Source organism: Lysinibacillus sp. G01H (genome assembly GCF_028872195.1).
Classification (GTDB): domain Bacteria; phylum Bacillota; class Bacilli; order Bacillales_A; family Planococcaceae; genus Lysinibacillus; species Lysinibacillus capsici.
Genome location: NZ_CP118397.1, coordinates 3,360,115 through 3,386,151, shown reverse-complemented (window position 1 = coordinate 3,386,151; position 26,037 = coordinate 3,360,115). Strand labels below are relative to the sequence as shown.

The window sequence follows — 26,037 nt, the reverse complement described above, 5'->3', positions numbered from 1 at the left end:
ATGAGAAAAACAAAAATCGTATGTACAATTGGACCTGCAAGTGAGTCACCAGAAATTTTAGAAAAATTAATCGAAGCAGGTATGAATGTAGCCCGCTTGAATTTTTCACACGGATCACATGAGGAACATGCAGGGCGTATTCATTTAATTCGTGAAGTGGCACAAAAATTAAATAAACCAGTGGGAATTTTACTTGATACAAAGGGACCAGAAATTCGTACACATAACATGAAAAATGGCGAGCTTCATTTGTCAGCAGGTCAAGTAATTGATATTTCAATGACAGAAGTAGAAGGTACTGAGACGAGCTTTTCTGTCACATATGAGCGCTTAATTGAAGACGTTGAGCAAAATTCAATTATTTTACTTGATGATGGACTAATTCAACTACGTGTATTAGCAACGGATATGGAAAAAGGATTAATTCATACAATTGTTGAAAATGCTGGCGTACTAAAAAATAAAAAGGGTGTTAACGTACCAGGTGTTTCTGTACAATTACCAGGTATCACAGAAAAAGACGCACAAGATATTTTATTTGGTATCGAACAAGGTGTTGATTTTATTGCTGCTTCATTCGTTCGTCGTGCAAAAGATGTTCTTGAAATTCGAGAATTGCTGGAACAAAATGGTGGTAGTCATATTCAAATCATCCCAAAAATTGAAAACCAAGAAGGTGTCGATAACATCGATGAAATCATCCTAGTATCTGACGGTTTAATGGTTGCTCGTGGAGATCTTGGTGTTGAAATTCCAGCAGAAGAAGTGCCACTTGTACAAAAGAAATTAATTCTAAAATGTAACCAAGTTGGTAAACCGGTCATTACGGCAACTCAAATGTTAGATTCCATGCAGCGTAACCCACGACCAACACGTGCAGAAGCAAGTGATGTAGCCAACGCAATTATTGATGGAACAGATGCTATCATGTTATCTGGTGAAACTGCCGCAGGTCTTTATCCAGTTGAATCGGTACAAACGATGAATAAAATTGCACAACGCACTGAAAATTCATTAGATTATCGATCAATTGTTTCTACACGTAGTCGTGAGAAAGAAGCAAATATGACGGAGGCAATTTCACAAGCTGTAGCTTATACTTCTATCAATTTAGGGGTGAAAGCCGTATTAGCACCAACTGAAAGTGGTAATACAGCGAGAATGATTGCAAAATATCGACCAGGAGTGCCAATTGTTGCCGTAACAGGCTCTACAAATACAGCTCATACATTAACACTAGTATGGGGCGTATACCCAATTGTGTGTCAACGTGTGACAACAACAGATGAAATTTTAGAACTAGCTGTGGATGAAAGCTTGAAGCATGGTTTTGTTACACATGGAGACGCAGTTGTCATTACAGCAGGTGTACCTGTAGGTGAAGCGGGTACAACAAACTTAATGAAAGTTCACATTATTGGAGATTTACTTGCACGTGGACAAGGGATCGGAAAAGCATCAGTTGTTGGTAAAACAGTGGTTGCTAAAAATGCTGCTGAGGCACTTGCCTACGATACAGACGGATGCATCCTTGTTACAGTCGGTTCAGATCGTGATATGATGCCTGCTTTAGAAAATTGTATTGGCCTAATTACTGAAGAAGGTGGACTTACTAGCCATGCAGCAGTTGTAGGGTTAAGCCTAGGTATTCCAGTAATCGTTGGTGTAAAAGAAGCAACTACATTAATCCGTCATGGTCAAGAAATTACAATGGACGCTGAAACAGGTGTGATTTACAAAGGACATGCAAGCGTTCTTTAATAATTAACAAAAAGCTCTAGTGCGGTTTGTTGTACTAGAGCTTTTTCATAAAGGTTGTACACACACTTTATGGAAACTATTCATTTCTTCCTTTAACAGAAGTTACTTTCTCTTAGAATAGGTAAATTCATTTTTTTATGAAACTAAACGGGCTATAATAACGTATAAAAGGTATAGCTTTTTAAGTAGAAAGGAGAAAAATATGCGAAAAATTTTTCTTGGTTTTATTATCTACACATTAGCCGAATTGACGTTATTAATAGTCATTGGACAAAATATTGGTGTTTTAAGTACATTATTGCTCATTATTGCTACGAGTGTGATTGGGATTTATGTCATGAAGAATAAAGGTATGAACTCTGTTCAAAATGTGAAAAATACATTGGCACGCGGAGAAGCGCCAGGAACTGCATTAGTGGATACTTTCTTAACTTTTGGTGGTGGTTTGTTTTTAGCGTTACCTGGATTTTTAACAGATGTCCTAGGTTTATTACTACTCATGCCATTTTCTCGAAAAATGTTCCAACCCATTGTCTATTACTGGATGCGTAAAAAAATGAAAAAAGGTCAATTTATCATCGTTCAAAGATAGAGTTTTCTTTCAGTTTTACAGCTAGAAATAAAAAGATAGGGCTTAGTAATATACCATAAAAGCCAAATAATAGAATAGAGGCAGCGCTGATAAAGAATGTATGGAATGTGCGTAGCTGAAGTGTGTTGGACCAAAGCATCGAATCGGCTAGCTGCCTTGTTAATTGTACAAATAAATAGAGTAATAAAATGGCCACACATAAAAAGGTATTGCCGTTGAAATAAAAATAAATGCTCATTGGCACAAGAAAAACCCCGATACCGAAAAACGGTAGTACATCTGCAAATGCTACAATAAATGCTTTAATAATGGCTTGTTCAAATTGAAGGATCATAAAGCCAGCACAAAGAATGAGTAGGGTAATCGTAAATAATTGAAACTCCACAAATAAGAAATAATGAAAAAGTTGCATCATTTTTGCAAAATGAGATTGCCACTCTTGACGATATTTTTTAGGCACATATTGAAAGAACCAATAGCGTGATTTACGTGTTTCTAGAAGCGCAAAGTAATAAGCAACCAAAAAGATGAAAACCTCAATGACATGCTTCATTAATAATTGGAAAAGATCTGCTGTATATACGATGATGGAATCGAAAATGGACAGTGATTTTTCTTTTAAAACTTGTACAAACATGGATTCATATTCACTGAAAAGCGGGAAATTTTGTAATGTCTCTCGAATTTCTGGGAAAATGACGATAATACTGTTAATAGATATGACAACTAGTAGAAAAATACAGGTTAATATTAATACTTCCACAATAATTGCTGCAATCCAATACGCAATCCTACAATATTTGTGTAAAAAATTTATGATAGGATACGTTGAAAATGATAAAAAAATTGCGAGTGACACAGGTAATACAAACCAAAGTATGACTAAATAAAAAATAAATAGCAAAACACTCGTAGTTCTTTCGTATGAAAAATACTTTAAATTCCTCATTTTTACAAATTCACCCCAAACCAATTGATAAATTAATGTCAAAATATACAAAAAAATCTCTTTAGGACAATTATATAGTCGTTCGGACGTCTTTTTCTTTATTTGGAGGATTTTCATTCACAAAGCTGTCAAAAATGATTATAATAGCAATGTAAGCGATTTACTTAATGGTTCATATGAGCAAAATTCGTAAATGCAACATAAAAAACGCATTTGCAACAAAAAAATAAGTATGAGGGAGCGATAATTTATGTCAGCAACTAAAGGTTTAGAAGGTATCGTAGCAGCGGAATCTAAAATCAGTTCAATTATCGATGACACACTTACATATGTTGGTTACAACATTGATGATTTAGCAGAAAATGCGTCATTCGAAGAGGTAATTTACCTGTTATGGCATACTCGTTTACCAAAAGAGGACGAGCTAGCTGAATTAAAACAACAATTGGCAGACAACATGTCAATTCCGCAAGCGATTGTCGACCAATTTAAAACATACCCACTTTCAACTGTACATCCAATGGCTGCATTGCGTACTGCAGTATCTTTACTTGGTGTATTCGATGAAGAAGCGGATGTTATGGATCCAGAAGCAAACTACCGTAAAGCAATTCGTCTACAAGCTAAAATTGCAACAGTAGTAACTGCATTTGCACGTGTTCGTAAAGGTTTAGAGCCAGTTGCGCCAAAACCAGAATTAGGATATGCGGCAAACTTCTTATACATGCTAAAAGGTGAAGAGCCAGAAGCTATTGAAATTGAAGCATTTGACAAAGCATTAGTGTTACACGCTGACCATGAATTAAATGCATCTACATTTACAGCACGTGTATGTGTAGCTACATTATCTGACGTTTATTCAGGTGTAACTGCAGCGATCGGTGCATTAAAAGGACCACTTCACGGTGGAGCAAATGAGCAAGTTATGAAAATGTTAACTGAAATTGGCTCACTTGAAAATGTTGAATCTTATATTCAAAATAAATTAGACAACAAAGAAAAAATCATGGGCTTCGGTCACCGTGTATATCGTAAAGGCGACCCTCGTGCTCCGCATTTACGCGTAATGTCTAAAAAATTAACTGAGCTAACTGGTAAACCAGAGCTTTACGAAATGTCAGTTAAAATTCATGACATGATCGTAGAACAAAAGAAATTACCTGCAAACGTAGATTTCTTCTCTGCGTCAGTGTATGATTCTTTAGGTATTGATCATGACCTGTTCACACCAATTTTCGCAGTATCACGTACTTCAGGTTGGGTGGCACATATCCTTGAGCAATATGCTAATAACCGCCTAATCCGTCCACGTGCTGAGTATGTTGGACCAGGCATGCAAAAATATGTTCCAATCAGCGAGCGCTAATTTGGAAAATATGCTAGAATGTTTGGGACTGTGTTATCACTAACACAGTCCTATGATTATGAATTTAGGAGGCAACAGAATGTCAAACAAAATTGTAGTTGAAAATGGCGTACTTAATGTACCAAACAATCCAGTAATTCCTTTCATCGAAGGTGATGGAATTGGTCCAGATATCTGGGCTGCAGCATCACGCGTAATCGACGCAGCTGTAGAAAAAGCTTACAACGGTGAAAAGAAAATTGAATGGTTAGAAGTTTTAGCTGGTGAAAAAGCATTTAACCAAACTGGTGAATGGTTACCACAAGAAACTTTAGACAAAATTAATGAATACTTAATTGCAATCAAAGGTCCTCTTACTACACCAATCGGTGGTGGTATCCGCTCTCTTAACGTAGCATTACGTCAACAACTTGACTTATATGTATGCTTACGCCCAGTACGTCACTTTGATGGAGTGCCTTCTCCAGTTAAACGCCCAGAAGACGTTGATATGGTAATCTTCCGTGAGAATACAGAAGACATCTACGCTGGTATTGAATTCGAATCTGGTTCAGAACAAGCTCAAAAAATCATCAACTTCCTACAATCTGAATTTGGTGTAAATCAAATCCGTTTCCCAGAAACTTCTGGTATCGGTGTTAAACCTGTATCTAAAGAAGGGACTGAGCGTTTAGTACGTTCTGCTATCGAATACGCAATTAAACATAAACGCCCATCTGTTACTTTAGTTCATAAAGGTAACATCATGAAATTCACTGAAGGTGGATTCAAAAAATGGGGTTATGAATTAGCAGAAAAAGAATTTGCTGATCAAACTTTCACTTGGAACCAATACGATGCAATCAAAGCTGAACAAGGTGAAGAAGCGGCAAACAAAGCTCAATCTGATGCTTTAGCAGCTGGTAAAATCTTAGTAAAAGATTCTATCGCTGATATCTTCTTACAACAAATCTTAACTCGTCCAACTGAGTTCGATGTAGTAGCTACAATGAACTTAAATGGTGACTATATTTCTGATGCACTTGCTGCACAAGTTGGTGGTATTGGTATCGCTCCAGGAGCTAACATTAACTATGTTACTGGACATGCGATCTTCGAAGCTACTCATGGTACAGCTCCAAAATATGCTGGTTTAGATAAAGTAAACCCATCTTCAGTATTACTTTCAGGTGTATTAATGCTTGAACACTTAGGATGGCAAGAAGCTGCTGACATGATCACTAAATCTGTTGAGAATACAATTTCTTCAAAAGTTGTAACTTATGACTTCGCTCGTTTAATGGACGGCGCTACAGAAGTGAAATGTTCAGAATTCGCTAATGAGTTAATCAAAAACCTATAATTTTCTATTCTACAATAGAATTTATCGCTAAAGCGGATGCTTTTTTCTGCCGATATAATTAGGGTGATAGTAAATTTTAATTGAATATTTACGATAAACTTGTTTAATTGAGGGAGTGAGATGGATGTCTCCTCCCTCTTTTAAAATATATAACCTAATTTTAAAGGAGCGTATTCAAATGTCTCTGAAACGAAAAAAAATCTCAGTTATCGGTGGCGGTTTTACAGGCGCTACTGCAGCATTTTTAGCAGCTCAGAAAGAACTTGGTGACGTCGTATTAGTGGATATTCCACAGGCAGAAAACCCAACAAAGGGTAAGGCGCTAGATATGTGGGAAGCAGCACCAATACAAGGGTTTGACTCTTATGTGCAAGGTACTTCCAATTATGCAGATACGGCGAATTCTGACGTAGTGATTATTACTGCTGGTGTTGCACGTAAACCTGGTATGAGTCGTGATGACCTTGTACAAATCAATCAGAGTGTTATGAAAACTGTTTCAAAAGAGATTGCTACGCATTCACCAAATGCTACAATCCTTGTACTGACAAACCCAGTTGATGCCATGACATACACAGTATACAAAGAAACTGGCTTCCCTAAAAACCGTGTTATTGGTCAATCGGGTGTTCTTGATACGGCTCGTTTCTGTGCATTTGTGGCAGAAGAACTTAAGATTTCAGTAAAAGATATCACTGGTTTTGTATTAGGTGGTCACGGTGATACAATGGTACCGTTAACACGTTATTCATTTGCTGGTGGTATTCCGTTAGAAACACTTATTTCTGCTGAACGTTTAGAAGAAATTGTTGACCGAACGCGTAATGGTGGAGCAGAAATTGTCAACTTACTTGGTAACGGCTCTGCCTATTATGCACCTGCTGCGGCACTAATAGAGATGGCTGAAGCTATTGTAAAAGATCAAAAACGTATTTTACCATCTATTGCTTATTTAGAAGGCGAGTACGGCTATCATGATCTATACTTAGGTGTTCCAACATTACTTGGCGAAAACGGTATTGAAAAAATCTTTGAGCTAGAATTAACGGACAAAGAAAAAGCAGCTTTAGATCAATCGGCAGAAGCAGTTCGTAATGTGATGAAAATTTTAGTGTAAAATATCAGTCTAAATCTTAAAATGAGTAGGGAATGTTCCTGCTCATTTTTTTATGTTTCCAGGGTCGAGAAAGGTAAGGATCTTCTGCTTTTCATTGTACTTTTAGCATAAAATTGATACTATGAAGGTAGTATGATAGAAAAGGGGTTGGCGTATCTTTGCTTCAAAAAAATAGTAAACTTGGTCTCACAATCGATGAAATTACAGTTGGCGAAAAAATCCATATCACTGAAAAAATTGAAGATAGGGATCTATTGCTTTATTTAGGGCTTACAAACGATAGTAATCCACTTTATATTCAACATGATTATGCTGCTATGACACCTTTTCAAAAACCAATTGTGCCGACAATTATGTTAAATGGTATTATTACATCAGCTGTGTCAAAGTATATTCCGGGACCAGGTGCACGAATTATTGAGCAACATTTAAAATATTTAGGACCTCTCTATCATTATGAATTGTTCGATACGCTATTAGAGGTTACAGCAATCAATAAATATGACAATACCATCACTGTATCTGTCCACTCATATAATGAGCAGAAGCAGCTTGTAATTGAAGGTTTATTGCTTGTGACTCCACCACTTGCGCTATAGACGTCTTGAGATTTGAAATGGGGGTTTCAAATCACTAACGGAGGCATTAGACATGACAAAAACGATTTTAGTAATTGAAGATGAATTTTCGATTGCAACATTATTGAAATATAATTTAGAACAGGCAGGCTATGTAGTGGAAACTGCTGCTGATGGTCAGGAAGGGCTTGAAAAAGCAATCGACTTACAGCCAAATTTAATTCTTTTAGATTTGATGCTTCCAAAACTAGATGGCATGGAGGTCTGTAAACAAATACGACAGCAACGTATGAATACGCCAATTATTATGCTAACTGCTAAGGATGACGAATTTGATAAAGTTCTTGGTCTTGAGTTGGGAGCAGATGACTACATGACAAAGCCTTTTAGTCCTCGTGAAGTTTTAGCGCGTGTCAAGGCTGTATTAAGACGTTTCACGCAAAACGTTGTGGCAGATGATAAGGATGTTGCGCAGGAAAAAATGTATGAATTTGGACAACTGCGCGTGTACCCAGAGCGATTTGAAGTATTTTTACAGGATGAGGCACTGGAATTTACACCAAAAGAGTTTGAGCTACTCATCTATTTACTTGAAAATAAAAATCGTGTATTAACACGTGATCAGCTATTAAGTGCTGTATGGAAATATGATTTTGCTGGCGATACTCGAATTGTGGATGTACACATTAGCCACCTTCGCGATAAAATTGAAGAAAATAGCCGTAAGCCGATGTTTATTAAAACAATTAGAGGCCTTGGTTATAAATTTGAGGAGCCGAAAACGACATGAAATCGATGAGCAACCGCTTATTCTTGACATTCATGCTTTTACTTGGAACGATACTAGCTGTCCTAATGATTGTTATAGGTCAGCTTTTTCCTGTTTATATCAAGCAATATAACGAGCAAGCAACAACTGAGATAAGGACATCAATGGACCAAGTAATCAATGAACGCAAAATGGATTTAACGAAGGAAGATCAGGAAGCCTTGTACGCAGCTCAGGCTATGGAACGAGACGAATCCTTATTGAACTATGTGCGTGCTCGCCTTTATGGAGTACTGGCTATTCTCTTTACCATCACGTTGATATTAATAGCAATTATAAGTCGTTATATGATACGTAACTTTACTGCACCGATTGACAATGTGACAGACACTGCCCTTGAGCTTGCAAAGGGTAACTATCGTGCGCGTGCTCAAGAAAATGAACATGAACGGATGATACCACTGAGTCATTCTATAAACATATTGGCACGGAATTTGCAAGATATTACAACGATACGAGAAGTAGAGGAAGAAAGACTGAAAACCTTAATTGAAAATATGGGGAGCTCCCTTATGATGATTGGTCGTGAAGGAAATATTTCCATTGTAAATCGAGTATTTCTAGAGCGCTTTGGAATGCAGCTTGATGATGTCCAAGGAAAGGTTTTTCGTACAATAGGCTTACCTAAATCATTAGAACAATTTATCGATCATGTCTTTCTGACAGAAATGCCTTATCGACAACAAATTAAAATGGAAGTACAGCAAGAGCTTTATAACAAAGAAGTTTATGGGGCACCGGTCATCGGAGATCATGGACGATGGCTAGGCGTTGTTATCGTTATGCATGATATCACGGAACTAGTTCGATTAGAACAAATTCGGAAAGACTTTGTTGCGAATGTATCACATGAATTACGCACACCTATTACATCTATTAAAGGCTTTTCAGAAACTTTATTGGATGGGGCCTATAAAGACGAAAAAATGCTGATTTCCTTTTTGGAGATTATATATAAAGAAAGTAATCGACTTCAAATGCTGATTCAAGATTTACTAGAGCTCTCAAAGATCGAGCAGCATGGTTTTACTGTCAACATTATGCCGATGGGCTTACAGGATGTTCTAATTCGTGGAGCAGAATTGACAGCTCCGCGATTGGATGAAAAAAATATGAGCTTCCAGGTGGATATCGAACGAGATGTTCAGGTTATGGGGGATGCCAATCGTATCATTCAGATCGTGACGAATTTAATAACCAATGCGATTACATATTCTCCTGAAAATACGACTGTTTCTATTCGATTAAAGGAAAATGAAACACATGGCATTATTGAAATAGAGGATCAAGGGATTGGCATTGAAAAACATGAAATAGCGCGCGTTTTTGAAAGATTTTATCGGGTGGATCGAGCGAGAAGTCGTAATTCTGGTGGAACAGGCTTAGGGTTAGCGATTGTTAAGCATTTAGTAGAGGCTCATCATGGCCGAATTCAAGTAGAGAGCGAAGTCGGCATAGGAACTAAAATGATTGTCATGATTCCGAAAAATTAACAAATCCTTTACATGAACAACATGTTACATTCATATTAGGGCACTATACTTATTACTAGAAACCCCCAATATGATTGTTAAGACGATGACCATAAAAATCTAATAGAAGATTTTTAACTGCTTTATATTCGCCACAGAAAGAATTTAGTGTTTTTTAGACACTAGGTTCTTTTTCTGTTTTACAGGGAACGTAAATAGGTGTAAAGTATAGTAGCATAAAGTTTAACAACCATCTTATCCGCGATTGTCTGTTAGACGAACGCTTTGACAGTCAGTGAATCAACCTTCTTATCATTCGAATCGTGTTTTCCTGACTGTTGAGGCAGAGAAAAAAATGAGAGAAGGATGACCATGAAAATCGTCAAAAGTATCGTGCAAATCGGCTATCTTTATATCCTATTATTAATCGGAAATACTATTGCACGCCTACTTCACTTGCCGATTCCAGGGAGTATAATAGGACTTGTCCTATTATTTTTGCTGTTACAGTTTCATATAATCAAGCTTGAATGGATTGAATTAGGAGCAGCCGTACTATTAAGTGAACTCTTACTATTCTTTATTCCATCTGCCATCGGTGTTATTGATTATCATGCCTTATTCGGTGTGCAAGGAATGAAGGTTGTGCTTGTCATTGTTGCGAGTGCCATTGTGGTAATGTTTGTAACGGGGTATACAGCACAATGGCTAGAGCAGCGAAAGAAGGGTGATGCGATATGACTTTATTAATCGCCATTGTTAGTTTACTTGGGACCGTTGCTATTTTTTATATTTGTAAAATGTTTTATAAGAAATATAAAAAAGAATGGCTGACACCTATGCTGATTACACCTTTAGTAATTATAGGTATTTTACTATTGACAGGAATTTCTTATAAATCCTACAATTCTGGAGCGAGTGTCTTAACAAATTTGCTAGGACCAGCAACCGTTGCGTTTGCCGTTCCTATATATAAAAATGTCAACCTATTAAAAAAACACGCATTTGAAATTTTCATCAGCATTGCTGTTGGTTCTGCGGTTGCTATTGTGTCATCCTTTATGATGGCTCTATTGGTGGGCTTAAATGATGAGTTGGTGCATAGTTTAGTGCCACGTTCTGTAACAACTCCTATTGCGATGGATATTTCTAATATGATTGGTGGTTCTCCTACCCTTACAGCTGTTTTCGTTATGACGACTGGTATTTTAGGGAGCTTGTTAGCACCAATCGTTATCAAAGTATGTCGTTTTCACAGACCTTCATCTAGAGGATTAATGCTTGGTATGGGTGCTCATGGAACGGGTACATCAAAAGCATTTGAATTTGGAGAGCTAGAAGGCACATTTGCTAGTCTAGCGATGATCGTTGCTGCATTAATTAGTATTGTATTATCCACAACCATTTTCCCAGTATTTGAACATCTGGTTATCAATATCCTGTTGCCATAAAAGGTAACAGGATTTTTTGCTTTAAAAAGCTTTTGTTAAGCATGAGATACAGAGGATTCTCTCCTTTACAAGCATTATATGAAAATATTTTGAAACTTTTTATAAAGGTTCACCGTAAACAATAGTACTAAGCAAAAGGAGGAACAGACATGAGTGTGAAAAGGACACTAATGATTGTTGGACTTGGAATATTTGGAATTATTGCACTTATTACAGTTTTTACTTCATGGTACACGGTAGATGAATCAGAGCAAGCTGTGGTTATTACATTTGGTCGTGCCGATGATACAGTAACAAATCCAGGTCTTCATTTTAAATTACCTTGGCCCGTCCAATCCGTAGAAATTTTGTCAAAAGAAACATTTAGTCTGCAATTTGGTTATAAGCAAAATAAAGCAGGTGAGCTAGAGGCATACGACGCTGAAACAAAAATGATTACAGGGGATGAAAATATTGTCTTAACAGACCTTGTTGTTCAATGGAAAATTACAGAGCCTAATAAGTTTTTATTTAATTCGCAAGATCCCGAAAGAATATTACATAGCGCGACATCGAGTGCCATTCGTTCTATAATCGGAAGTTCTTCTATCGATGCAGCGTTAACGGAAGGTAAAGCTGACATCGAAGCAAATACTCGCCAATTATTAGTTTCTCTTATTGAAAAATACGATATTGGAATAAGCGTTTTAGGTGTGAAATTGCAAGATGTAGAATTGCCAAATAAAGATGTGCGTGCAGCATTCACTGCTGTAACAGATGCACGTGAAATGAAAAATACAAAAATAAATGAAGCTGAAAAATATGAAAACCAACGCATTAATGAGGCTCAGGGTGAACGCGATGCTATTATGTCAAAGGCTAAAGGTACTAAAACAGCCCGTATCGAGCAAGCTCAAGGAGATGTAGCCGTCTTTAATAAAATGTATGAGCAATACAAGGGAAATCAGCAAATTACAAGAGAGCGATTAATATTAGAGACGCTTGAAAATGTCTTACCAAAAGCCCAAATTTACATTATGAATGATGATGGTAGTACGATGAAGTATTTACCACTTCAGCAACTACAGCCTCAACAGTCGCAACAGACACAAACAGAGAAAAAAGAGGGGAGCGGTAACTAATGGACCAAAAAAATAAGGATCTAGAAAAATTCCTCAATTTCTTATCTGGCAAAAGTAAAAAAGCTGCTCCTTCAGAAGGTGATTCGGGAGACAATGTAGTGAAAATGTCGAAGAAAGGACCGAAGAATCCTAAAAAATATATCTCTCTAGCTGTAACCTTAACGGTCATATTCGCTCTAGTGATTACTTTATTAACGAATATTTATATCGTTAAAGAATCAGAGTATGCAGTTGTTCGGCAGTTTGGAGAGGTTGTTAAGTTTGAGCGTGAACCAGGTTTAAATATAAAAATTCCTTTTATTCAAAGTGTCACGAAGTTACCAAAAAACCAAATGACATATGAGATTTCGGAAGAAGAGATTAATACAAAGGATAAAAAACGAATTATTATTGATAATTATGCTGTATGGCGTATTACAGACCCTAAGTTATTAATTTCGAATGCTGGTACGATAGAAAAAGTTGAATCACGTATGGAAGAGTTCATTTATTCTGTTATTCGCTCTGAACTTGGCCGAATTAACTATACTGAGATTATAAATGATGAGGATTCTTCGCGAGGCAGCATCAACGATCAAGTAACTGAACGTGTTAATGAACTTCTTTCCAACGATAACTATGGTATTGAAGTAGTAGATGTACGTATACGTCGCATTGATTTACCAACTGAAAATGAACAATCCGTTTTTACGAATATGATTTCAGATCGTGAATCAATTGCACAAAAGTATCTTTCAGAGGGAGATGCACAGAAACGTCGTATTGAGGCACAAACGGATCAACAAGTACAAGAAATGCTTGCTAAAGCAAGTAAAGAAGCTGCTTTAATTCAAGCTGAAGGAGAAGCAGAGGCTGCAAAGATTTACAATAAATCTTTCTCACAAGATCCTGAATTTTATTCTTTATACCGCACACTAGAATCCTATAAGAAAACGGTTGGGGAAGATACGGTTATTATCTTGCCAGCTACTTCACCATATGCCAACATCTTGTCTGGTTATATAAAATAAACGCAGTTTAAAGGTCGTCTCTGTCTTTTAGGAGACGACTTTCTTGTTGCACTAGAATTATAACTATCCGTGAAATCGAATTATTATAGTATAAAAATAATAGAAATTTATAAGTTTGTATTCCCCAATCAACTATAATTTGATAGAATGATAATGTTTAAAAAAGAATAGTTGGGGGTAAGGGCTTTGAAATTACAAATTAGCAAATGGCTCCAAAATTTAGGAATTGCTTGTAGTATAGCTTCGATATTAACACTTTTCTACCGTCTATCCGATTTTTCGTGGGTGACGAAGAGTGTTTATCATATACCAGTGTTTTTTGTTTGTATCTTTTTAGTCAGTATCATTATTGCAGATGATGTAAGAAACCTTTTTAAGAAGTTATTTTGGTATGAAAAAAGAAAGGTCAAGCGTCCTATTTGGCAGGTTGGAATTGGCTTAATCTTCTTTTTAGCACAAATTAGTACAGTAATGGTCTTTAATCAAGAGCTAACACATCTACAATTAGGTGGCATGCCGTTATTCCTTGTGTTTGCTTTTATGAATGCATTTATACTAACTGTCATCTATGAAGAAGTTTTTTATCGTACTTCAAATCAATAACAACTATTAGGAACTTTCATTCACAGGAGACTTGTCCTTGAATGAAAGTTTTTGCTTTTTATGCCTTGTTAACACGTAAATTATTAACATTTGTCAGTATTGCCCTTATTTAATCTGTAGTACAGTCAAGATATTGAGAATAGTCAATGACTAAACTTGATAGGCGGATACATACATACCATAATGAAAATTAGATTTTTTTAACCGAGTTTTAACCTTTAGTATGTATGAAGTGGGGCAGAGCGGTCCTCTACTAATAGCCAAATTCAACCAATCGATATTCAAGGCATGGATCTAGAATCGGCATTACAGGCAGTTCAATCACAGCGAGCACAGCTGTTAGAAAATCAACTTAAGGATCAACTAGAAGGTGTTCAACAACGAAATCAGCAGCTAACTGATTTGAATGCACAGCAAGGTCAAATGGATGCTTTAAGTAATTCTCAGCAAATGGATATGCTCCGTTTACAAAGCATGAATAGTAAACGGAATGAGGCTTTTGATGTAATGACTAATTTTGTAAAAAAAATGCAGGATAGTCGTTCGTCTATTATAGGTAATATGCGTTAAGGATGTTAAAATATTTTAAGCAAGTCAACCGCTGTGCGAGCGGTTGGCTTTTTTGAATGAATAGGAATGCTAAAGTAACGGATAGAGCCTTAAAAGTGGTGGATAAACCATTAAAAATAATGGATAACCTTGAGGATGGACGCCTGCTTTTTTTACTTGAAATGTATTGTTATGATAAAGTAGAAGTAGAAGACAACGCAGGAGGATAAAATCATGACCAAGGAAAAATTACTATTATTGGACGGTAATAGTTTAGCGTATCGCGCGTTTTTTGCGTTGCCATTGCTAACGAATGATAGTGGCATTCATACTAATGCTGTATACGGCTTTACAACAATGCTACAAAGAATATTAGAGGAAGAACAGCCAACAAAAATATTGGTTGCTTTTGATGCGGGGAAAACAACATTCCGGCATGAAACCTTTACAGAATATAAAGGAGGACGTCAAAAGACACCACCAGAATTATCAGAGCAATTTCCATATTTACGAAAGCTCATTGATGCGTATGGCATTAAGCAATATGAGCAGGAATTATATGAAGCAGATGATATTATCGGAACGCTTGCAAAAGAGGCTTCATCGCAGGATATGGATGTTATCATCGTTTCTGGAGACCGTGATTTAACACAGCTGGCGACAGAGCAAGTAACTGTTTATATAACGAAAAAGGGTATTACGGAAATAGAGAAAAATACACCAGCTTTTATTGCGGAAAAGTACGGGTTAACGCCGCTCCAAATTATTGATATGAAAGGCTTGATGGGGGATTCCTCCGATAATATTCCTGGTGTACCAGGCGTCGGGGAAAAAACGGCTGTAAAATTATTAAAAGAGCATGGCTCCGTTGAAGCACTTTATGAAGCAATGGATACGTTGAAAGCTTCTAAAATGAAGGAAAAGCTTGTAGCTAATGAAGAGCAGGCCATCATGAGTAAGAAGCTGGCAACGATTTATACGGATGCTCCAATCACTATTTCACTGGCTGATCTTGCCTATAATGGGCCAAAAGAAGATGAATTAATCAATGTGTGGCGTGAGCTTGGCTTTAAATCGCTGCTTGATAAAAGTGACTTTACAGTGCAGGAAAAAGAGCAAGCTCCTTTCGATTATGACCTTGTTCAGGAAGTTCGACCTGAGGATTTACAAGATGTGATGGCTGTGCATGTAGAGCTTGAAAACGAGCACTATCATACTTGTCAGCAGCTAGGAATTGCATTATCAGATGGCATAAAGACGCAATATATTCCATTTGAGAATGCAGCAAAATCAGATACTCTCCGTCGTTGGCTAGAAGATGCCACAAAAATAAAATATATGTCCGATTCTAAGGCAGCTCAAGCATCATTAAAGCGAGCTGGGATTCAATTAGCTGGCGTTGACTTTGATTTGCTACTTGCCTCTTATATTAATAATCCAGCATTAAGTGGCGATGATATCGCAACACTTGCAAGGGAATTAGGCTACTATGATGTCCAAGCAGATGAAGCGGTTTATGGAAAAGGTGCTAAGCGTGCAATTCCTGATTTGGATCAACTTGCACAGCATGTTAGCCGTAAAGCTTTTGCAGTATGGTCATTACAGCCGAAACTGGAAGCCTTATTAAAAGAAAATGAACAATTCGATCTTTATAAAAACCTAGAGCTACCATTAGCAGGGATTTTAGGTGAAATGGAAAGCGAAGGGATTACGGTTAACCGTGCTACGTTAGAGAAAATGGGGCAAGAGCTTAATGATAAACTTGTGGTAATTGAGCAAGAAATTTATGCAGAAGCTGGAGAAACCTTTAATATTAATTCACCAAAACAATTAGGTGTGATTCTATTCGATAAGCTAGGGCTACCTGTGATTAAAAAGACGAAGACAGGCTATTCAACTGCTGCGGATGTCCTAGAAAAATTACAGTCAGAGCATGCTATCATCGAACATATTCTGTTGTATCGCCAACTTGGAAAATTACAATCCACATATATTGAAGGCTTACTAAAGGAGATTCATGAATCAGATAGTAAAGTGCATACACGCTTCCAGCAAGCTTTAACTGCAACAGGGCGTTTAAGCTCAACAGACCCGAATTTACAAAACATCCCAATTCGTTTAGAGGAGGGCCGCAAAATTCGTCAAGCCTTTGTACCTTCAAAAGAGGATTGGATATTATTTTCTGCTGACTATTCGCAAATTGAATTACGCGTTCTTGCGCATATGTCAGAAGATCAAAACCTTGTTGAGGCTTTCCGTGAAGGAATGGACGTTCATACACGTACAGCTATGGATGTATTTCATGTGTCAGAAGATGAGGTTGATAGTAATATGCGTCGCGCAGCGAAAGCTGTTAACTTTGGAATAGTCTACGGTATTAGTGATTATGGTCTATCACAAAACTTAGATATTACGCGTAAGGAAGCGGCTAATTTTATTGAAAAGTATTTCGCGAGTTTCCCTGGTGTAAAACAGTACATGGATGACATTGTACAAAATGCGAAATTTAATGGTTATGTGACAACGATATTAAATAGACGCCGTTATTTACCGGATATTACAAGCTCAAATTTTAATTTAAGAAGCTTTGCTGAGCGTACGGCGATGAATACGCCAATTCAAGGTAGTGCAGCTGATATCATTAAAAAGGCAATGATTGATATGGATGCTCGATTGAAAAAAGAAAAGATGCAGGCAAAACTGCTGCTTCAAGTGCATGATGAGCTGATCTTTGAGGCACCAAAGGAAGAGATTGCCTTACTAGAAAAAATTGTACCAGAAGTTATGGAAAACGCTATTGAGCTTGCTGTACCGCTTAAAGTAGATTTTAATCATGGCTCAACATGGTACGAGGCAAAATAAGGAGGGATTCAAATGCCTGAATTACCAGAGGTAGAGGGTGTCGTCCAGGCATTGAAGCCAACAGTTGAAGGACGTACCATTCAACAGGTTAAGCTTTCTGAACGAGTACATTTCTCTTTTAGTGAGGGTAAACAATGTATTGTCAAACAAGCAGAGCCTGATGCTTTTGAAAGTACTTTGTCCCAGATGACCATTACCAGAATTGAACGAAGAGCCAAATATATTTTCTTTCATTTGCTGAAGGATGATGTTCCATACGTACTTGTTAGTCACTTAGGTATGACAGGTGCTTGGTTTGTTGTGAATTCACCCGAAGAAATCAATGAGGCGAAATTTCAAAAGCATATCCATGCGACATTTGAAATGGCAGATGGGGGATACTTGATTTATTCAGATATTCGTCGCTTCGGTGAACTACGTTTTCTGACAAAAATTGAAGATCATGCGCCATTGACAAAAATGGCACCAGAGCCATTTGATGAGCATGCATGTGATTTTTTTATAACAAAATCTAAGCTACCGAAATATGAAAATAAAGCCGTAAAAGAAGTAATTATGGATGGGCAAGTCATTTCGGGTTGTGGCAATATTTATGCAACAGAGGCATTGTTTGCTCAGAAAATTCACCCTGCACGCAAAATGAGCCGCATTAGTGAAAAGCGGAAGCGAGCATTATTTGAGGAGATTGTTGCTGTCCTACGTCAAAGCATTGAAGCGGGTGGTTCAACTATTTCTGATTATCGGAATATTAATGGGGAAGCCGGGAGTATGCAGAATCGATTAAAAATGTATGGGAAAAAGGTATGTCCAGCATGTGAAACGGCTACAAGTCAAATGACAATTGGAGGGCGTACCTCTGTCTATTGCCCAAATTGTCAACATTAAAGGGGATTTAGCAATGATTATCGGACTTACAGGAAGTATTGCAAGTGGAAAAAGTACAGTAGCTAAAATGATGAGCGAACTGGGTTTACCGATTGTTGATGCAGATGTTGTAGCACGAGATGTCGTAGAACCTGGAACAGAGACATTAGCATTGATTGCTGAAAGCTTCGGACAAGCTATCTTGCTTGAGGACGGCAATTTAAATCGAACTATGCTGGGAGATATCATATTCCATGAGCCTGCAAAACGTAAAACGTTAAATGATATCATGCATCCAGCAATCAGAAAAGAAATGTTACGTCAGCGTGATGCCTATTTAGAAGCAGGACATGAACATGTGGTGATGGACATTCCTTTGTTATTTGAGAGTAAGCTTCAACATTTTGTGGAACGTATCATTGTGGTATCGGTCAGTGAAGAAGTTCAGCTTCGACGTTTAATGGAACGAAATAATTTATCTAAAGAAGATGCCTTGGCACGTATGCACTCTCAACTGCCGATGTCTGTCAAAGAAAAGGGTGCACATGCGGTCATTTATAATAATGAAAATATAGAAAGTACTGAAGAACAATTAAAAAAAATCCTGCATTATTGGGATGTTATTTAATGAGTTCTTTTATGATGCGTAGCAAGGCACCTTGCTACGCATTTTTTTATGGGGAAACGCCATAATAAAGAATAATTTTTCAGAAAATAAGAACTTTTATATTCTCAATATATAATGTTCATCTTTTTTAAAATTGTGTTATACTAATCACCATAAAGTATATAATTAATTAATCTGAGTATGTACTCACAGGAGGATATTATAAATGACAGTATCAATTGCTATTAATGGTTTCGGGCGTATCGGACGTATGGTTTTCCGCCAGGCTATCGTACAACAAGATTTAAACATCGTTGCGATTAACGCAAGCTATCCTGCAGAAACGTTAGCACATTTGATTAAGTATGACACAAATCACGGAACTTTTGAAGGTACGGTAGAACCAGCAGGCGATGCTTTAGTTGTAAATGGTAAACGTGTTCAAATAATTAGTGAACGTGATCCATTAAAATTACCTTGGTCTACAATGGGTGTAGATATCGTGATTGAAGCTACGGGAAAATTTAATGAACGTGATAAAGCAGCCATGCACTTAGCAGCTGGCGCGAAAAAAGTAATCTTAACAGCACCAGGTAAAAACGAGGATGTAACAATTGTTTTAGGTGTGAATGATGACAAATTGGATATTGCTAAACATGATGTTATTTCAAATGCTTCTTGTACAACAAACTGCTTAGCGCCAGTAGCAAAAGTATTGAATGACACATTTGGTATTGAGAATGGCTTAATGACAACAGTTCATGCTTATACTAATGACCAAAAGAACTTAGACAATCCGCATAAAGATTTACGTCGTGCACGTGGATGCGCCCAATCCATTATCCCGACATCTACAGGTGCAGCGAAAGCATTAAAATTAGTTTTACCTGAATTAGAAGGTAAAATTCATGGTATGGCACTTCGTGTTCCTACACCAAACGTATCTTTAGTTGACCTTGTAGTAGATTTAAATACAGATGTAACAGTTGATGCAGTCAATGCAGCATTTGTCAAAGCGGCAACAGAAGGTCCAATGAAGGGGATCCTTAATTTCTCTGTTGAGCCATTAGTATCTTCTGATTACAATACAACAACTTATTCTTCAACAGTTGATGGGCTTTCTACAATGGTGTTAGGCAACCGCAAAGTAAAAGTACTTGCTTGGTATGATAACGAGTGGGGCTACTCTGCACGCGTTGTGGACCTTGTGAAAAAAGTGGCAAATGCTTTAGAAACGGTAAACGCGTAATAATTTCTATAGAGAGCACATTGAAATCGAAAAGGTTTCAATGTGCTCTTTTTTTACAGAAACTTATCTTGTACTTCAGGTGCTTTAGATTTATCATGAGACCACAAACGTGAATGCACTTTTCTTACATGTAGGAAATTTGTTATAATAGATATATTAAATTGTTGTAAACCAGGAGAGTAATTATATGAGATGTCCATCTTGCCAATTTAACGGAACGCGTGTTGTGGATTCGAGGCCAGTAGATGATAATAAAGAAATACGTAGACGTCGTGAATGTGAGTCATGTGGCTTCCGTTTTACAACGTTTGAAAAAATTGAAGAGACGCCATTAGTCGTTGTCAAAAAGGAAGGTTCACGAGAAGAGTTTAGCCGTGAGAAGGTACTTCGTGGGCTTATTCGTGCTTGTGAAAAACGTCCAGTGGCACTTGATGTGCTGGAGGAACTTGTTCTGTCCATTGAAAAAGATCTTCGTCGTATTGGGAATTCGGAAGTACGCTCAGAAGATGTTGGCGAAATGGTCATGGACCGCTTAGCCAAAATTGATGAGGTTGCCTATGTGCGTTTTGCGTCGGTCTACCGTCAGTTTAAAGATATCAATGTCTTTATTGAGGAAATAAAGGACATTATTCAACGTCAAACGGAGAAGAAATCATAGCAAACAGAGAGGATGAATGACGTTGATTCATTTATATAAGGAATTGCAACCTGGCGATCCTTTCGACATTCGTCTACCTCATGCATTTTCTACACAAGAGCGTCAATTAGTTACATTATTTTATCAACCATTAACGGGATCAGAGCCAGTTAGCCTCTATTTAACATTGTGGGCAGAAGCAGAGCAAATGCCAAAGCAGCAAATGACACATTATTATTTAATGAATGTGCTAGGGCTACCAATTGGTAAAGTGTTTGAGGCTCGAATTGCATTAGAAGCTATTGGTTTGCTGCGTACATGGAAAAAAGAAAATGCTGGTGAGCGTAGTTTTTTATATGAGCTACAGCGCCCATTAGATGCTGATAGCTTTATGAAAGACCCGCTGCTGTCGATGTTTTTGTTTAGTAAAATTGGAGAGCAGGCTTATCGCAACTTACGTCAGCGCTTTATGTCACCTGTAAAGGACTCGGCGTTTAAGGATGTATCTCGTGCTTTTATTGATGTCTATAAGCCTGTGCATGCCAATATTCCATCAGATTTACAAGTGGATACAAGTCATAAGGATAAACAGCAAAAAGTATATCCTTTTTATTTGGAGCAATTCGATTTTGATTTATTGCAAGCGGGTTTGTCTGAGCAATTGGTACCTTCTAATTTATTGACATTTGAGGTGCGTGAAGCTATAGCCAAGTTGGCATTTTTATATCATTTAACAGCCCTTGATATGCAAAAAGTAGTAATACTTGCTTTAGATGATGATTTAGGAATTTCTCAGGAACGTTTACGAAAGGCTGCTGCTGATTTTTATAAATTAACCGTATCCAAGGAGCCGCCAAAACTTGCGCGTGTCACCGAGCCTTTACCAGTAGCAGATGCGGGACAAAAAACCAAGGATCAGGAGCTTCAACACTATTTAGAAACAACGGCGCCTGTCCAAGTTTTAAGAGATATAAATAATGGTAAAGAACCATTACAAACCTCTGTCCAGCTTGCAGAAAATTTAATCGTTCAACATGGTATGCCAATTGGAGTGGTCAATGCATTGTTAGAATACGTTATGCTAACAACAGATATGAAGCTCCCTAAAAAATATGTGGAAACGATTGCCGATCATTGGGTAAGAAAAAATGTCCAAACAGCTAAGGAAGCAATGGAACTTGCACGCCAAGAGCATGATAAATATACAGCCTGGAAAAACAAGCCGCAAACTTCCAATAAAACGAGTCAACAGACTAAGGGACGTTCAAGATATCAACGTGAAGAAAAAGTGCCTGAATGGTTCTATAAACGAAATGAAAATCAAGAGGAATCTACCTCTAGTACTATAGATTTTGAAAAAGAGCGACAAAAAATATTAGAGATGCTAGGAAAAAGCGAATAGTAAAGAAGGTGAGCAGTAATCGAACCTATAAATGGACCACTAAAGCGAGCAATTAATGTACCCTCGTTCCAAGAACGCTATGAAGCCATGCGACGTGAAATTTTAGAGCATCCGCATGTGCAGGAATTTTTAGCGCAGCATGCAGATGAATTAAGCTATGACAATGTTGAGCGAAATTTACCTAAACTGCATGAGTTTATTAGTCAATCTACTGAGTGCTGTGGGTGTGATAATACAGAACATTGTACAAACTATTTAAAAGGATTCCTCCCTACATTAAGGGTTGTTCGGAATTCTATTGAAATGGACTATGTGCGCTGTGAGCAAAAGATTAGGGAAGAAGAGCGTCGAGATGTTGCGAATATGATTGCAAGTATGCATATGCCAAAAGATGTGCTACAAGCAACAATTCATGATTTAAGTATTGATGATGAATCACGTGTGGCGATTGCACAAAAAGCAGCTCAATTTGTTAAAATAACAAAAGAAACTGGTCAATTACCTGCAAAAGGATTTTACTTATATGGTAAGTTTGGTGTTGGGAAATCCTTTGTACTTGGTGCATTGGCCAATGAATTAGCATCTATTAAAATCCGCTCTGTGGTAGTTTTCGTTCCAGAGTTTTTACGAGAAATGAAAAATGCCATTGGTGATAATACATTGAATGAGAAAATTGATTATATTAAAAAGGCTCCTGTTTTAATGCTAGATGATTTAGGTGCGGAGACGATGACTGCCTGGACACGTGATGAAATTTTGGGGACTATTTTCCATTATCGGATGGCAGAGCAATTGCCAACTTTTATTACGTCTAATTTTAACTATGAAGAATTAGAGCATCACTTAGCACAGTCACAAAAAGGTGATATTGAGGTTGTCAAAGCGGGACGAATTATGGAACGAATTAAAGCCCTAACAGTGCCGATCGAAATGCGAGGCAAAAATCGTCGGATGTAACATTGATAGTTGCATTTTTCGACAATCGAGCGTATACTGACTCATATACTTAATATCAATATGCATTGATGAGGACATGAATTTTGTGTATCAGCTTTTAGAGAGGGAAGTCATTGGCTGAAAACTTCCTAGTATGGGCACATTATTTACTACCTACTGAGCAGCGAAAGGGATAATCTTTCGCCGGTCCCTAGCCCGTTAGCTAGCCTTGAGCTTCGTCTGACTTTATATAAGTCGGAAGGAAGAAGGGTGGAACCACGAGCATACGCTTCGTCCCTTTTGTGAGGGACGGAGCTTTTTTTATTTTTCTCCGATTTCATTGAAATCGATGTGAGAAGTGATGGCCCCACTCCTATAGGAAGGGAAGTCGCTTGCGAAAGTGGTTAACTTGCTCTTAGAGAGTAAGAAACCGCTCAGAAACATGAAGATGCCGCTCTGATTGCACAGAGAAATGCTCAAAAAAGCAACGACTCCGCTCAAACCAAGCGGTAGAGTCACACAAACATTGCTCCAGCCAATCATCAAGCATTATGTATTTATCAAAAACAAAGGAGTGCAAAGAAGATGTCAGAAATGATTAAATTAACTTTCCCAGATGGCGCTATAAAGGAATTTGCAAAAGGCACATCAACTGATGACGTAGCATTATCTATTAGCCCTGGCTTACGTAAAAAAGCGTATGCAGGTAAAATTAATGGTGTGTTAGTGGATTTAAAAACACCAATTGAAGAGGATGCAACAATTGCAATCATTACACAAGATGATGAGGAAGCACTTGAAATTTTACGTCATTCAACTGCCCATTTAACAGCGCAAGCTATTAAACGTCTATTCCCAGATGCAAAGCTTGGTATTGGTCCGGTAATTGAAGGTGGTTTCTACTATGATATCGACTCACCAACACCAATCACAGCTGAAGATCTACCAGCCATTGAAAAAGAAATGAAGAAAATTATTGCTGAAAACCTTGAGGTAGAACGCAAAAATGTAAGCCGTGCAGAAGCACAAGCCCTTTATGAAGAAATTGGTGATGAGTATAAATTAGAGTTACTTGAAGCCATTCCTGCAGATGAGCAAGTATCTATTTATTATCAAGGCGAGTTTTTTGATCTTTGCCGTGGTATCCACGTACCATCTACTGGTAAACTTCGTGAATTCAAGCTTTTATCATTAGCGGGGGCTTACTGGAGAGGGAACTCTGATAACAAAATGTTACAACGTATTTATGGTACAGCGTTCTTCAAAAAAGAGGAATTAAAACACCACCTCCAAATGCTAGAAGAAGCAAAAGAACGTGATCACCGTAAAATCGGAAAAGAATTAGAACTGTTCACAACTTCTCAAAAAGTTGGCCAAGGTTTACCACTTTGGTTACCAAATGGTGCAACAATTCGTCGTGTTATTGAACGTTATATTGTCGATAAAGAATTATCACTTGGCTATAAGCACGTTTATACACCAGTATTAGGTTCTAAAGAGCTTTATCAAACTTCTGGTCACTGGGATCATTATCAAGATTCAATTTTTCCACCAATGGAAATGGATAATGAAACATTAATTATGCGTCCAATGAACTGTCCTCACCATATGATGGTGTACAAAAACAGCATGCATTCTTATCGTAACCTACCATTGCGTATTGCAGAACTTGGCACCATGCACCGTTACGAAATGTCAGGGGCTGTTTCAGGCTTACAACGTGTTCGTGGGATGACATTAAATGATGCCCATATTTTTGTTCGCCCAGATCAAATTAAAGCGGAATTCCAAAAAGTAGTACAGTTAATTTTAGAGGTTTATAAAGATTTCGATCTTAATGATTACTCATTCCGTTTATCTTATCGCGACCCAGCAGATACTGAGAAATACTTCGATGATGATGCAATGTGGGAAAAAGCACAAAGCATGCTAAAAGAAGCAATGGATGAACTTGGCTTAGACTACTTTGAAGCGGAAGGTGAGGCTGCATTCTATGGTCCTAAACTTGACGTTCAAGTAAAAACAGCAATTGGTAAAGAAGAGACTTTATCTACAGTTCAATTAGACTTCTTATTACCAGAACGCTTCGACCTAACTTATGTTGGGGAAGATGGTAAACCCCATCGTCCAGTTGTTATCCACCGTGGTGTTGTATCAACAATGGAACGTTTTGTTGCCTTCTTAATTGAAGAATACAAAGGTGCATTCCCAACTTGGTTAGCACCGGTACAAGTTGAAGTTATTCCAGTATCGAATGAAGCTCACTTCGACTATGCAAAGCAAATTGAAGAGCAACTTACAGCGGCTGGTCTACGTGTGGAAATGGATGATCGTGAAGAGAAATTAGGCTATAAAATCCGTGAGGCACAAATGAAAAAGGTTCCTTATATGCTTGTTATCGGGGATAAAGAGGTTGAGGCAAATGGCGTAAATGTTCGACGTTATGGCTCGAAAGATTCCGAAACAATTAGCTTTGAGGATTTCCTATCAGCTATTAAAACAGAAATTACAAAATAATCTTTAACTAGAAACTCTTGCTTGCCAAAGTGAGGGTTTCTGTATAAAATAAATCTTGCATTTGTATAGAATAGTTTCATTTTGGTTAAGTTAGCACTGATAAGAAAATAAATATTTGACAGCTTATCATATACATGCTAATATAGTTAAGGTTAATGAATACAAAGTTTGTGGTTGAAGTAGAGGCTGCCCGCTTCTCACCTGATACAACGCTTTAAAGGCT

General features: G+C 37.5%; 24 protein-coding genes. 23 read left to right on the top strand and 1 reads right to left on the bottom strand.

The genetic code is table 11. The features are described 5' to 3' along the window. Both pyk and PSR12_RS17200 read left to right on the top strand, forming a co-directional pair. A complete protein-coding gene (gene pyk, locus PSR12_RS17205; RefSeq protein WP_048393575.1) occupies window positions 1-1,761 on the top strand; it encodes a pyruvate kinase in 1,761 nt (586 codons plus the stop codon). 202 nt (window positions 1,762-1,963) lie between these two features. Next, window positions 1,964-2,353: an FxsA family protein gene (locus PSR12_RS17200; RefSeq protein WP_221680983.1), complete on the top strand. Its 390-nt coding sequence runs from the start codon at window positions 1,964-1,966 to the stop codon at window positions 2,351-2,353. On the opposite strand, the gene PSR12_RS17195 is transcribed toward PSR12_RS17200, so the two are convergent. Then, window positions 2,337-3,302, bottom strand: coding sequence for an AI-2E family transporter (locus PSR12_RS17195; RefSeq protein WP_221680982.1), 966 nt, complete (start codon window positions 3,300-3,302; stop codon window positions 2,337-2,339). The genes PSR12_RS17200 and PSR12_RS17195 overlap by 17 nt on opposite strands. A gap of 250 nt (window positions 3,303-3,552) precedes the next feature. Between PSR12_RS17195 and citZ the strand changes: the two genes are divergently transcribed. From citZ to thrS, 21 genes are all read left to right on the top strand, one after another. Further along, entirely contained in the window at window positions 3,553-4,668 is a 1,116-nt protein-coding gene (gene citZ, locus PSR12_RS17190; protein ID WP_004226238.1) for a citrate synthase, read from the top strand. Window positions 4,669-4,747: 79 nt separating this feature from the next. Further along, window positions 4,748-6,010 carry an NADP-dependent isocitrate dehydrogenase gene (gene icd, locus PSR12_RS17185; RefSeq protein WP_025114483.1) on the top strand — a complete coding sequence of 421 codons (1,263 nt, stop codon included), beginning with the start codon at window positions 4,748-4,750 and terminating at the stop codon, window positions 6,008-6,010. A gap of 178 nt (window positions 6,011-6,188) precedes the next feature. Next, the gene (gene mdh, locus PSR12_RS17180; protein ID WP_004226243.1) at window positions 6,189-7,127 is read left to right on the top strand and encodes a malate dehydrogenase; all 939 of its coding nucleotides are present in this window, start codon (window positions 6,189-6,191) and stop codon (window positions 7,125-7,127) included. A gap of 158 nt (window positions 7,128-7,285) precedes the next feature. Beyond that, window positions 7,286-7,726 (top strand): MaoC/PaaZ C-terminal domain-containing protein, encoded by a 441-nt coding sequence (locus tag PSR12_RS17175; RefSeq protein ID WP_004226245.1) that lies wholly within the window; start codon window positions 7,286-7,288, stop codon window positions 7,724-7,726. Between the two features lie 52 nt (window positions 7,727-7,778). Then, window positions 7,779-8,495 (top strand): response regulator transcription factor, encoded by a 717-nt coding sequence (locus PSR12_RS17170; RefSeq protein ID WP_004226247.1) that lies wholly within the window; start codon window positions 7,779-7,781, stop codon window positions 8,493-8,495. Further along, window positions 8,492-10,027 (top strand): two-component system histidine kinase PnpS, encoded by a 1,536-nt coding sequence (gene pnpS / locus PSR12_RS17165; protein WP_274769898.1) that lies wholly within the window; start codon window positions 8,492-8,494, stop codon window positions 10,025-10,027. Before PSR12_RS17170 ends, pnpS begins: the two co-directional genes overlap by 4 nt. A 351-nt stretch (window positions 10,028-10,378) precedes the next feature. Further along, window positions 10,379-10,747 carry a CidA/LrgA family holin-like protein gene (locus PSR12_RS17160; RefSeq protein WP_221680980.1) on the top strand — a complete coding sequence of 123 codons (369 nt, stop codon included), beginning with the start codon at window positions 10,379-10,381 and terminating at the stop codon, window positions 10,745-10,747. After that, complete coding sequence (locus PSR12_RS17155) at window positions 10,744-11,457, top strand: LrgB family protein (RefSeq protein ID WP_004226253.1); 714 nt, start codon at window positions 10,744-10,746, stop codon at window positions 11,455-11,457. Before PSR12_RS17160 ends, PSR12_RS17155 begins: the two co-directional genes overlap by 4 nt. Window positions 11,458-11,606: 149 nt before the next feature. Beyond that, complete coding sequence (gene hflK, locus PSR12_RS17150; RefSeq protein ID WP_131521350.1) at window positions 11,607-12,578, top strand: FtsH protease activity modulator HflK; 972 nt, start codon at window positions 11,607-11,609, stop codon at window positions 12,576-12,578. Beyond that, on the top strand, window positions 12,578-13,588 hold the full coding sequence (gene hflC, locus PSR12_RS17145; RefSeq protein ID WP_221680979.1) for a protease modulator HflC: 1,011 nt from the start codon (window positions 12,578-12,580) through the stop codon (window positions 13,586-13,588). The genes hflK and hflC overlap by 1 nt, the downstream gene beginning before the upstream one ends. Before the next feature lie 186 nt (window positions 13,589-13,774). Continuing rightward, window positions 13,775-14,191, top strand: a complete 417-nt coding sequence (locus PSR12_RS17140) for a DNA polymerase I (protein ID WP_221680978.1) — start codon at window positions 13,775-13,777, stop codon at window positions 14,189-14,191. A gap of 288 nt (window positions 14,192-14,479) precedes the next feature. After that, window positions 14,480-14,761: a hypothetical protein gene (locus PSR12_RS17135; protein ID WP_274769894.1), complete on the top strand. Its 282-nt coding sequence runs from the start codon at window positions 14,480-14,482 to the stop codon at window positions 14,759-14,761. Window positions 14,762-14,817: 56 nt separating this feature from the next. Further along, complete coding sequence (locus PSR12_RS17130) at window positions 14,818-14,970, top strand: hypothetical protein (RefSeq protein ID WP_274769893.1); 153 nt, start codon at window positions 14,818-14,820, stop codon at window positions 14,968-14,970. A gap of 4 nt (window positions 14,971-14,974) precedes the next feature. Next, window positions 14,975-17,602 (top strand): DNA polymerase I, encoded by a 2,628-nt coding sequence (polA, locus tag PSR12_RS17125; RefSeq protein WP_274769892.1) that lies wholly within the window; start codon window positions 14,975-14,977, stop codon window positions 17,600-17,602. A gap of 12 nt (window positions 17,603-17,614) precedes the next feature. After that, window positions 17,615-18,487 (top strand): bifunctional DNA-formamidopyrimidine glycosylase/DNA-(apurinic or apyrimidinic site) lyase, encoded by an 873-nt coding sequence (gene mutM / locus PSR12_RS17120; protein ID WP_257520343.1) that lies wholly within the window; start codon window positions 17,615-17,617, stop codon window positions 18,485-18,487. A 13-nt stretch (window positions 18,488-18,500) separates the two neighbouring features. Then, the gene (gene coaE, locus PSR12_RS17115; protein ID WP_036078324.1) at window positions 18,501-19,094 is read left to right on the top strand and encodes a dephospho-CoA kinase; all 594 of its coding nucleotides are present in this window, start codon (window positions 18,501-18,503) and stop codon (window positions 19,092-19,094) included. A 205-nt stretch (window positions 19,095-19,299) separates the two neighbouring features. Further along, the gene (locus tag PSR12_RS17110) at window positions 19,300-20,322 is read left to right on the top strand and encodes a glyceraldehyde-3-phosphate dehydrogenase (RefSeq protein ID WP_004226274.1); all 1,023 of its coding nucleotides are present in this window, start codon (window positions 19,300-19,302) and stop codon (window positions 20,320-20,322) included. Between the two features lie 187 nt (window positions 20,323-20,509). Further along, window positions 20,510-20,980, top strand: a complete 471-nt coding sequence (gene nrdR / locus PSR12_RS17105) for a transcriptional regulator NrdR (protein WP_004226277.1) — start codon at window positions 20,510-20,512, stop codon at window positions 20,978-20,980. Between the two features lie 16 nt (window positions 20,981-20,996). Then, complete coding sequence (locus PSR12_RS17100; protein ID WP_257520342.1) at window positions 20,997-22,361, top strand: replication initiation and membrane attachment family protein; 1,365 nt, start codon at window positions 20,997-20,999, stop codon at window positions 22,359-22,361. A 27-nt stretch (window positions 22,362-22,388) separates the two neighbouring features. Further along, a complete protein-coding gene (dnaI, locus tag PSR12_RS17095) occupies window positions 22,389-23,318 on the top strand; it encodes a primosomal protein DnaI (protein ID WP_225341047.1) in 930 nt (309 codons plus the stop codon). 564 nt (window positions 23,319-23,882) lie between these two features. Beyond that, window positions 23,883-25,814 (top strand): threonine--tRNA ligase, encoded by a 1,932-nt coding sequence (gene thrS, locus PSR12_RS17090; protein ID WP_274769891.1) that lies wholly within the window; start codon window positions 23,883-23,885, stop codon window positions 25,812-25,814. The last annotated feature ends 223 nt before the right edge of the window (window positions 25,815-26,037 follow it).

Excerpts from the sequence above, each read along its gene's own strand:
- pyk (WP_048393575.1), top strand. The coding sequence starts at position 1 with ATGAGAAAAACAAAAATCGTATGTACAATTGGACCTGCAAGTGAGTCA.
- PSR12_RS17200 (WP_221680983.1), top strand. The coding sequence starts at position 1,964 with ATGCGAAAAATTTTTCTTGGTTTTATTATCTACACATTAGCCGAATTG.
- PSR12_RS17195 (WP_221680982.1), bottom strand. The coding sequence starts at position 3,302 with ATGAGGAATTTAAAGTATTTTTCATACGAAAGAACTACGAGTGTTTTG.
- citZ (WP_004226238.1), top strand. The coding sequence starts at position 3,553 with ATGTCAGCAACTAAAGGTTTAGAAGGTATCGTAGCAGCGGAATCTAAA.
- icd (WP_025114483.1), top strand. The coding sequence starts at position 4,748 with ATGTCAAACAAAATTGTAGTTGAAAATGGCGTACTTAATGTACCAAAC.
- mdh (WP_004226243.1), top strand. The coding sequence starts at position 6,189 with ATGTCTCTGAAACGAAAAAAAATCTCAGTTATCGGTGGCGGTTTTACA.
- PSR12_RS17170 (WP_004226247.1), top strand. The coding sequence starts at position 7,779 with ATGACAAAAACGATTTTAGTAATTGAAGATGAATTTTCGATTGCAACA.
- pnpS (WP_274769898.1), top strand. The coding sequence starts at position 8,492 with ATGAAATCGATGAGCAACCGCTTATTCTTGACATTCATGCTTTTACTT.
- PSR12_RS17160 (WP_221680980.1), top strand. The coding sequence starts at position 10,379 with ATGAAAATCGTCAAAAGTATCGTGCAAATCGGCTATCTTTATATCCTA.
- PSR12_RS17155 (WP_004226253.1), top strand. The coding sequence starts at position 10,744 with ATGACTTTATTAATCGCCATTGTTAGTTTACTTGGGACCGTTGCTATT.
- hflK (WP_131521350.1), top strand. The coding sequence starts at position 11,607 with ATGAGTGTGAAAAGGACACTAATGATTGTTGGACTTGGAATATTTGGA.
- hflC (WP_221680979.1), top strand. The coding sequence starts at position 12,578 with ATGGACCAAAAAAATAAGGATCTAGAAAAATTCCTCAATTTCTTATCT.
- PSR12_RS17135 (WP_274769894.1), top strand. The coding sequence starts at position 14,480 with ATGGATCTAGAATCGGCATTACAGGCAGTTCAATCACAGCGAGCACAG.
- PSR12_RS17130 (WP_274769893.1), top strand. The coding sequence starts at position 14,818 with ATGAATAGGAATGCTAAAGTAACGGATAGAGCCTTAAAAGTGGTGGAT.
- polA (WP_274769892.1), top strand. The coding sequence starts at position 14,975 with ATGACCAAGGAAAAATTACTATTATTGGACGGTAATAGTTTAGCGTAT.
- mutM (WP_257520343.1), top strand. The coding sequence starts at position 17,615 with ATGCCTGAATTACCAGAGGTAGAGGGTGTCGTCCAGGCATTGAAGCCA.
- coaE (WP_036078324.1), top strand. The coding sequence starts at position 18,501 with ATGATTATCGGACTTACAGGAAGTATTGCAAGTGGAAAAAGTACAGTA.
- PSR12_RS17110 (WP_004226274.1), top strand. The coding sequence starts at position 19,300 with ATGACAGTATCAATTGCTATTAATGGTTTCGGGCGTATCGGACGTATG.
- nrdR (WP_004226277.1), top strand. The coding sequence starts at position 20,510 with ATGAGATGTCCATCTTGCCAATTTAACGGAACGCGTGTTGTGGATTCG.
- PSR12_RS17100 (WP_257520342.1), top strand. The coding sequence starts at position 20,997 with ATGACGTTGATTCATTTATATAAGGAATTGCAACCTGGCGATCCTTTC.
- thrS (WP_274769891.1), top strand. The coding sequence starts at position 23,883 with ATGTCAGAAATGATTAAATTAACTTTCCCAGATGGCGCTATAAAGGAA.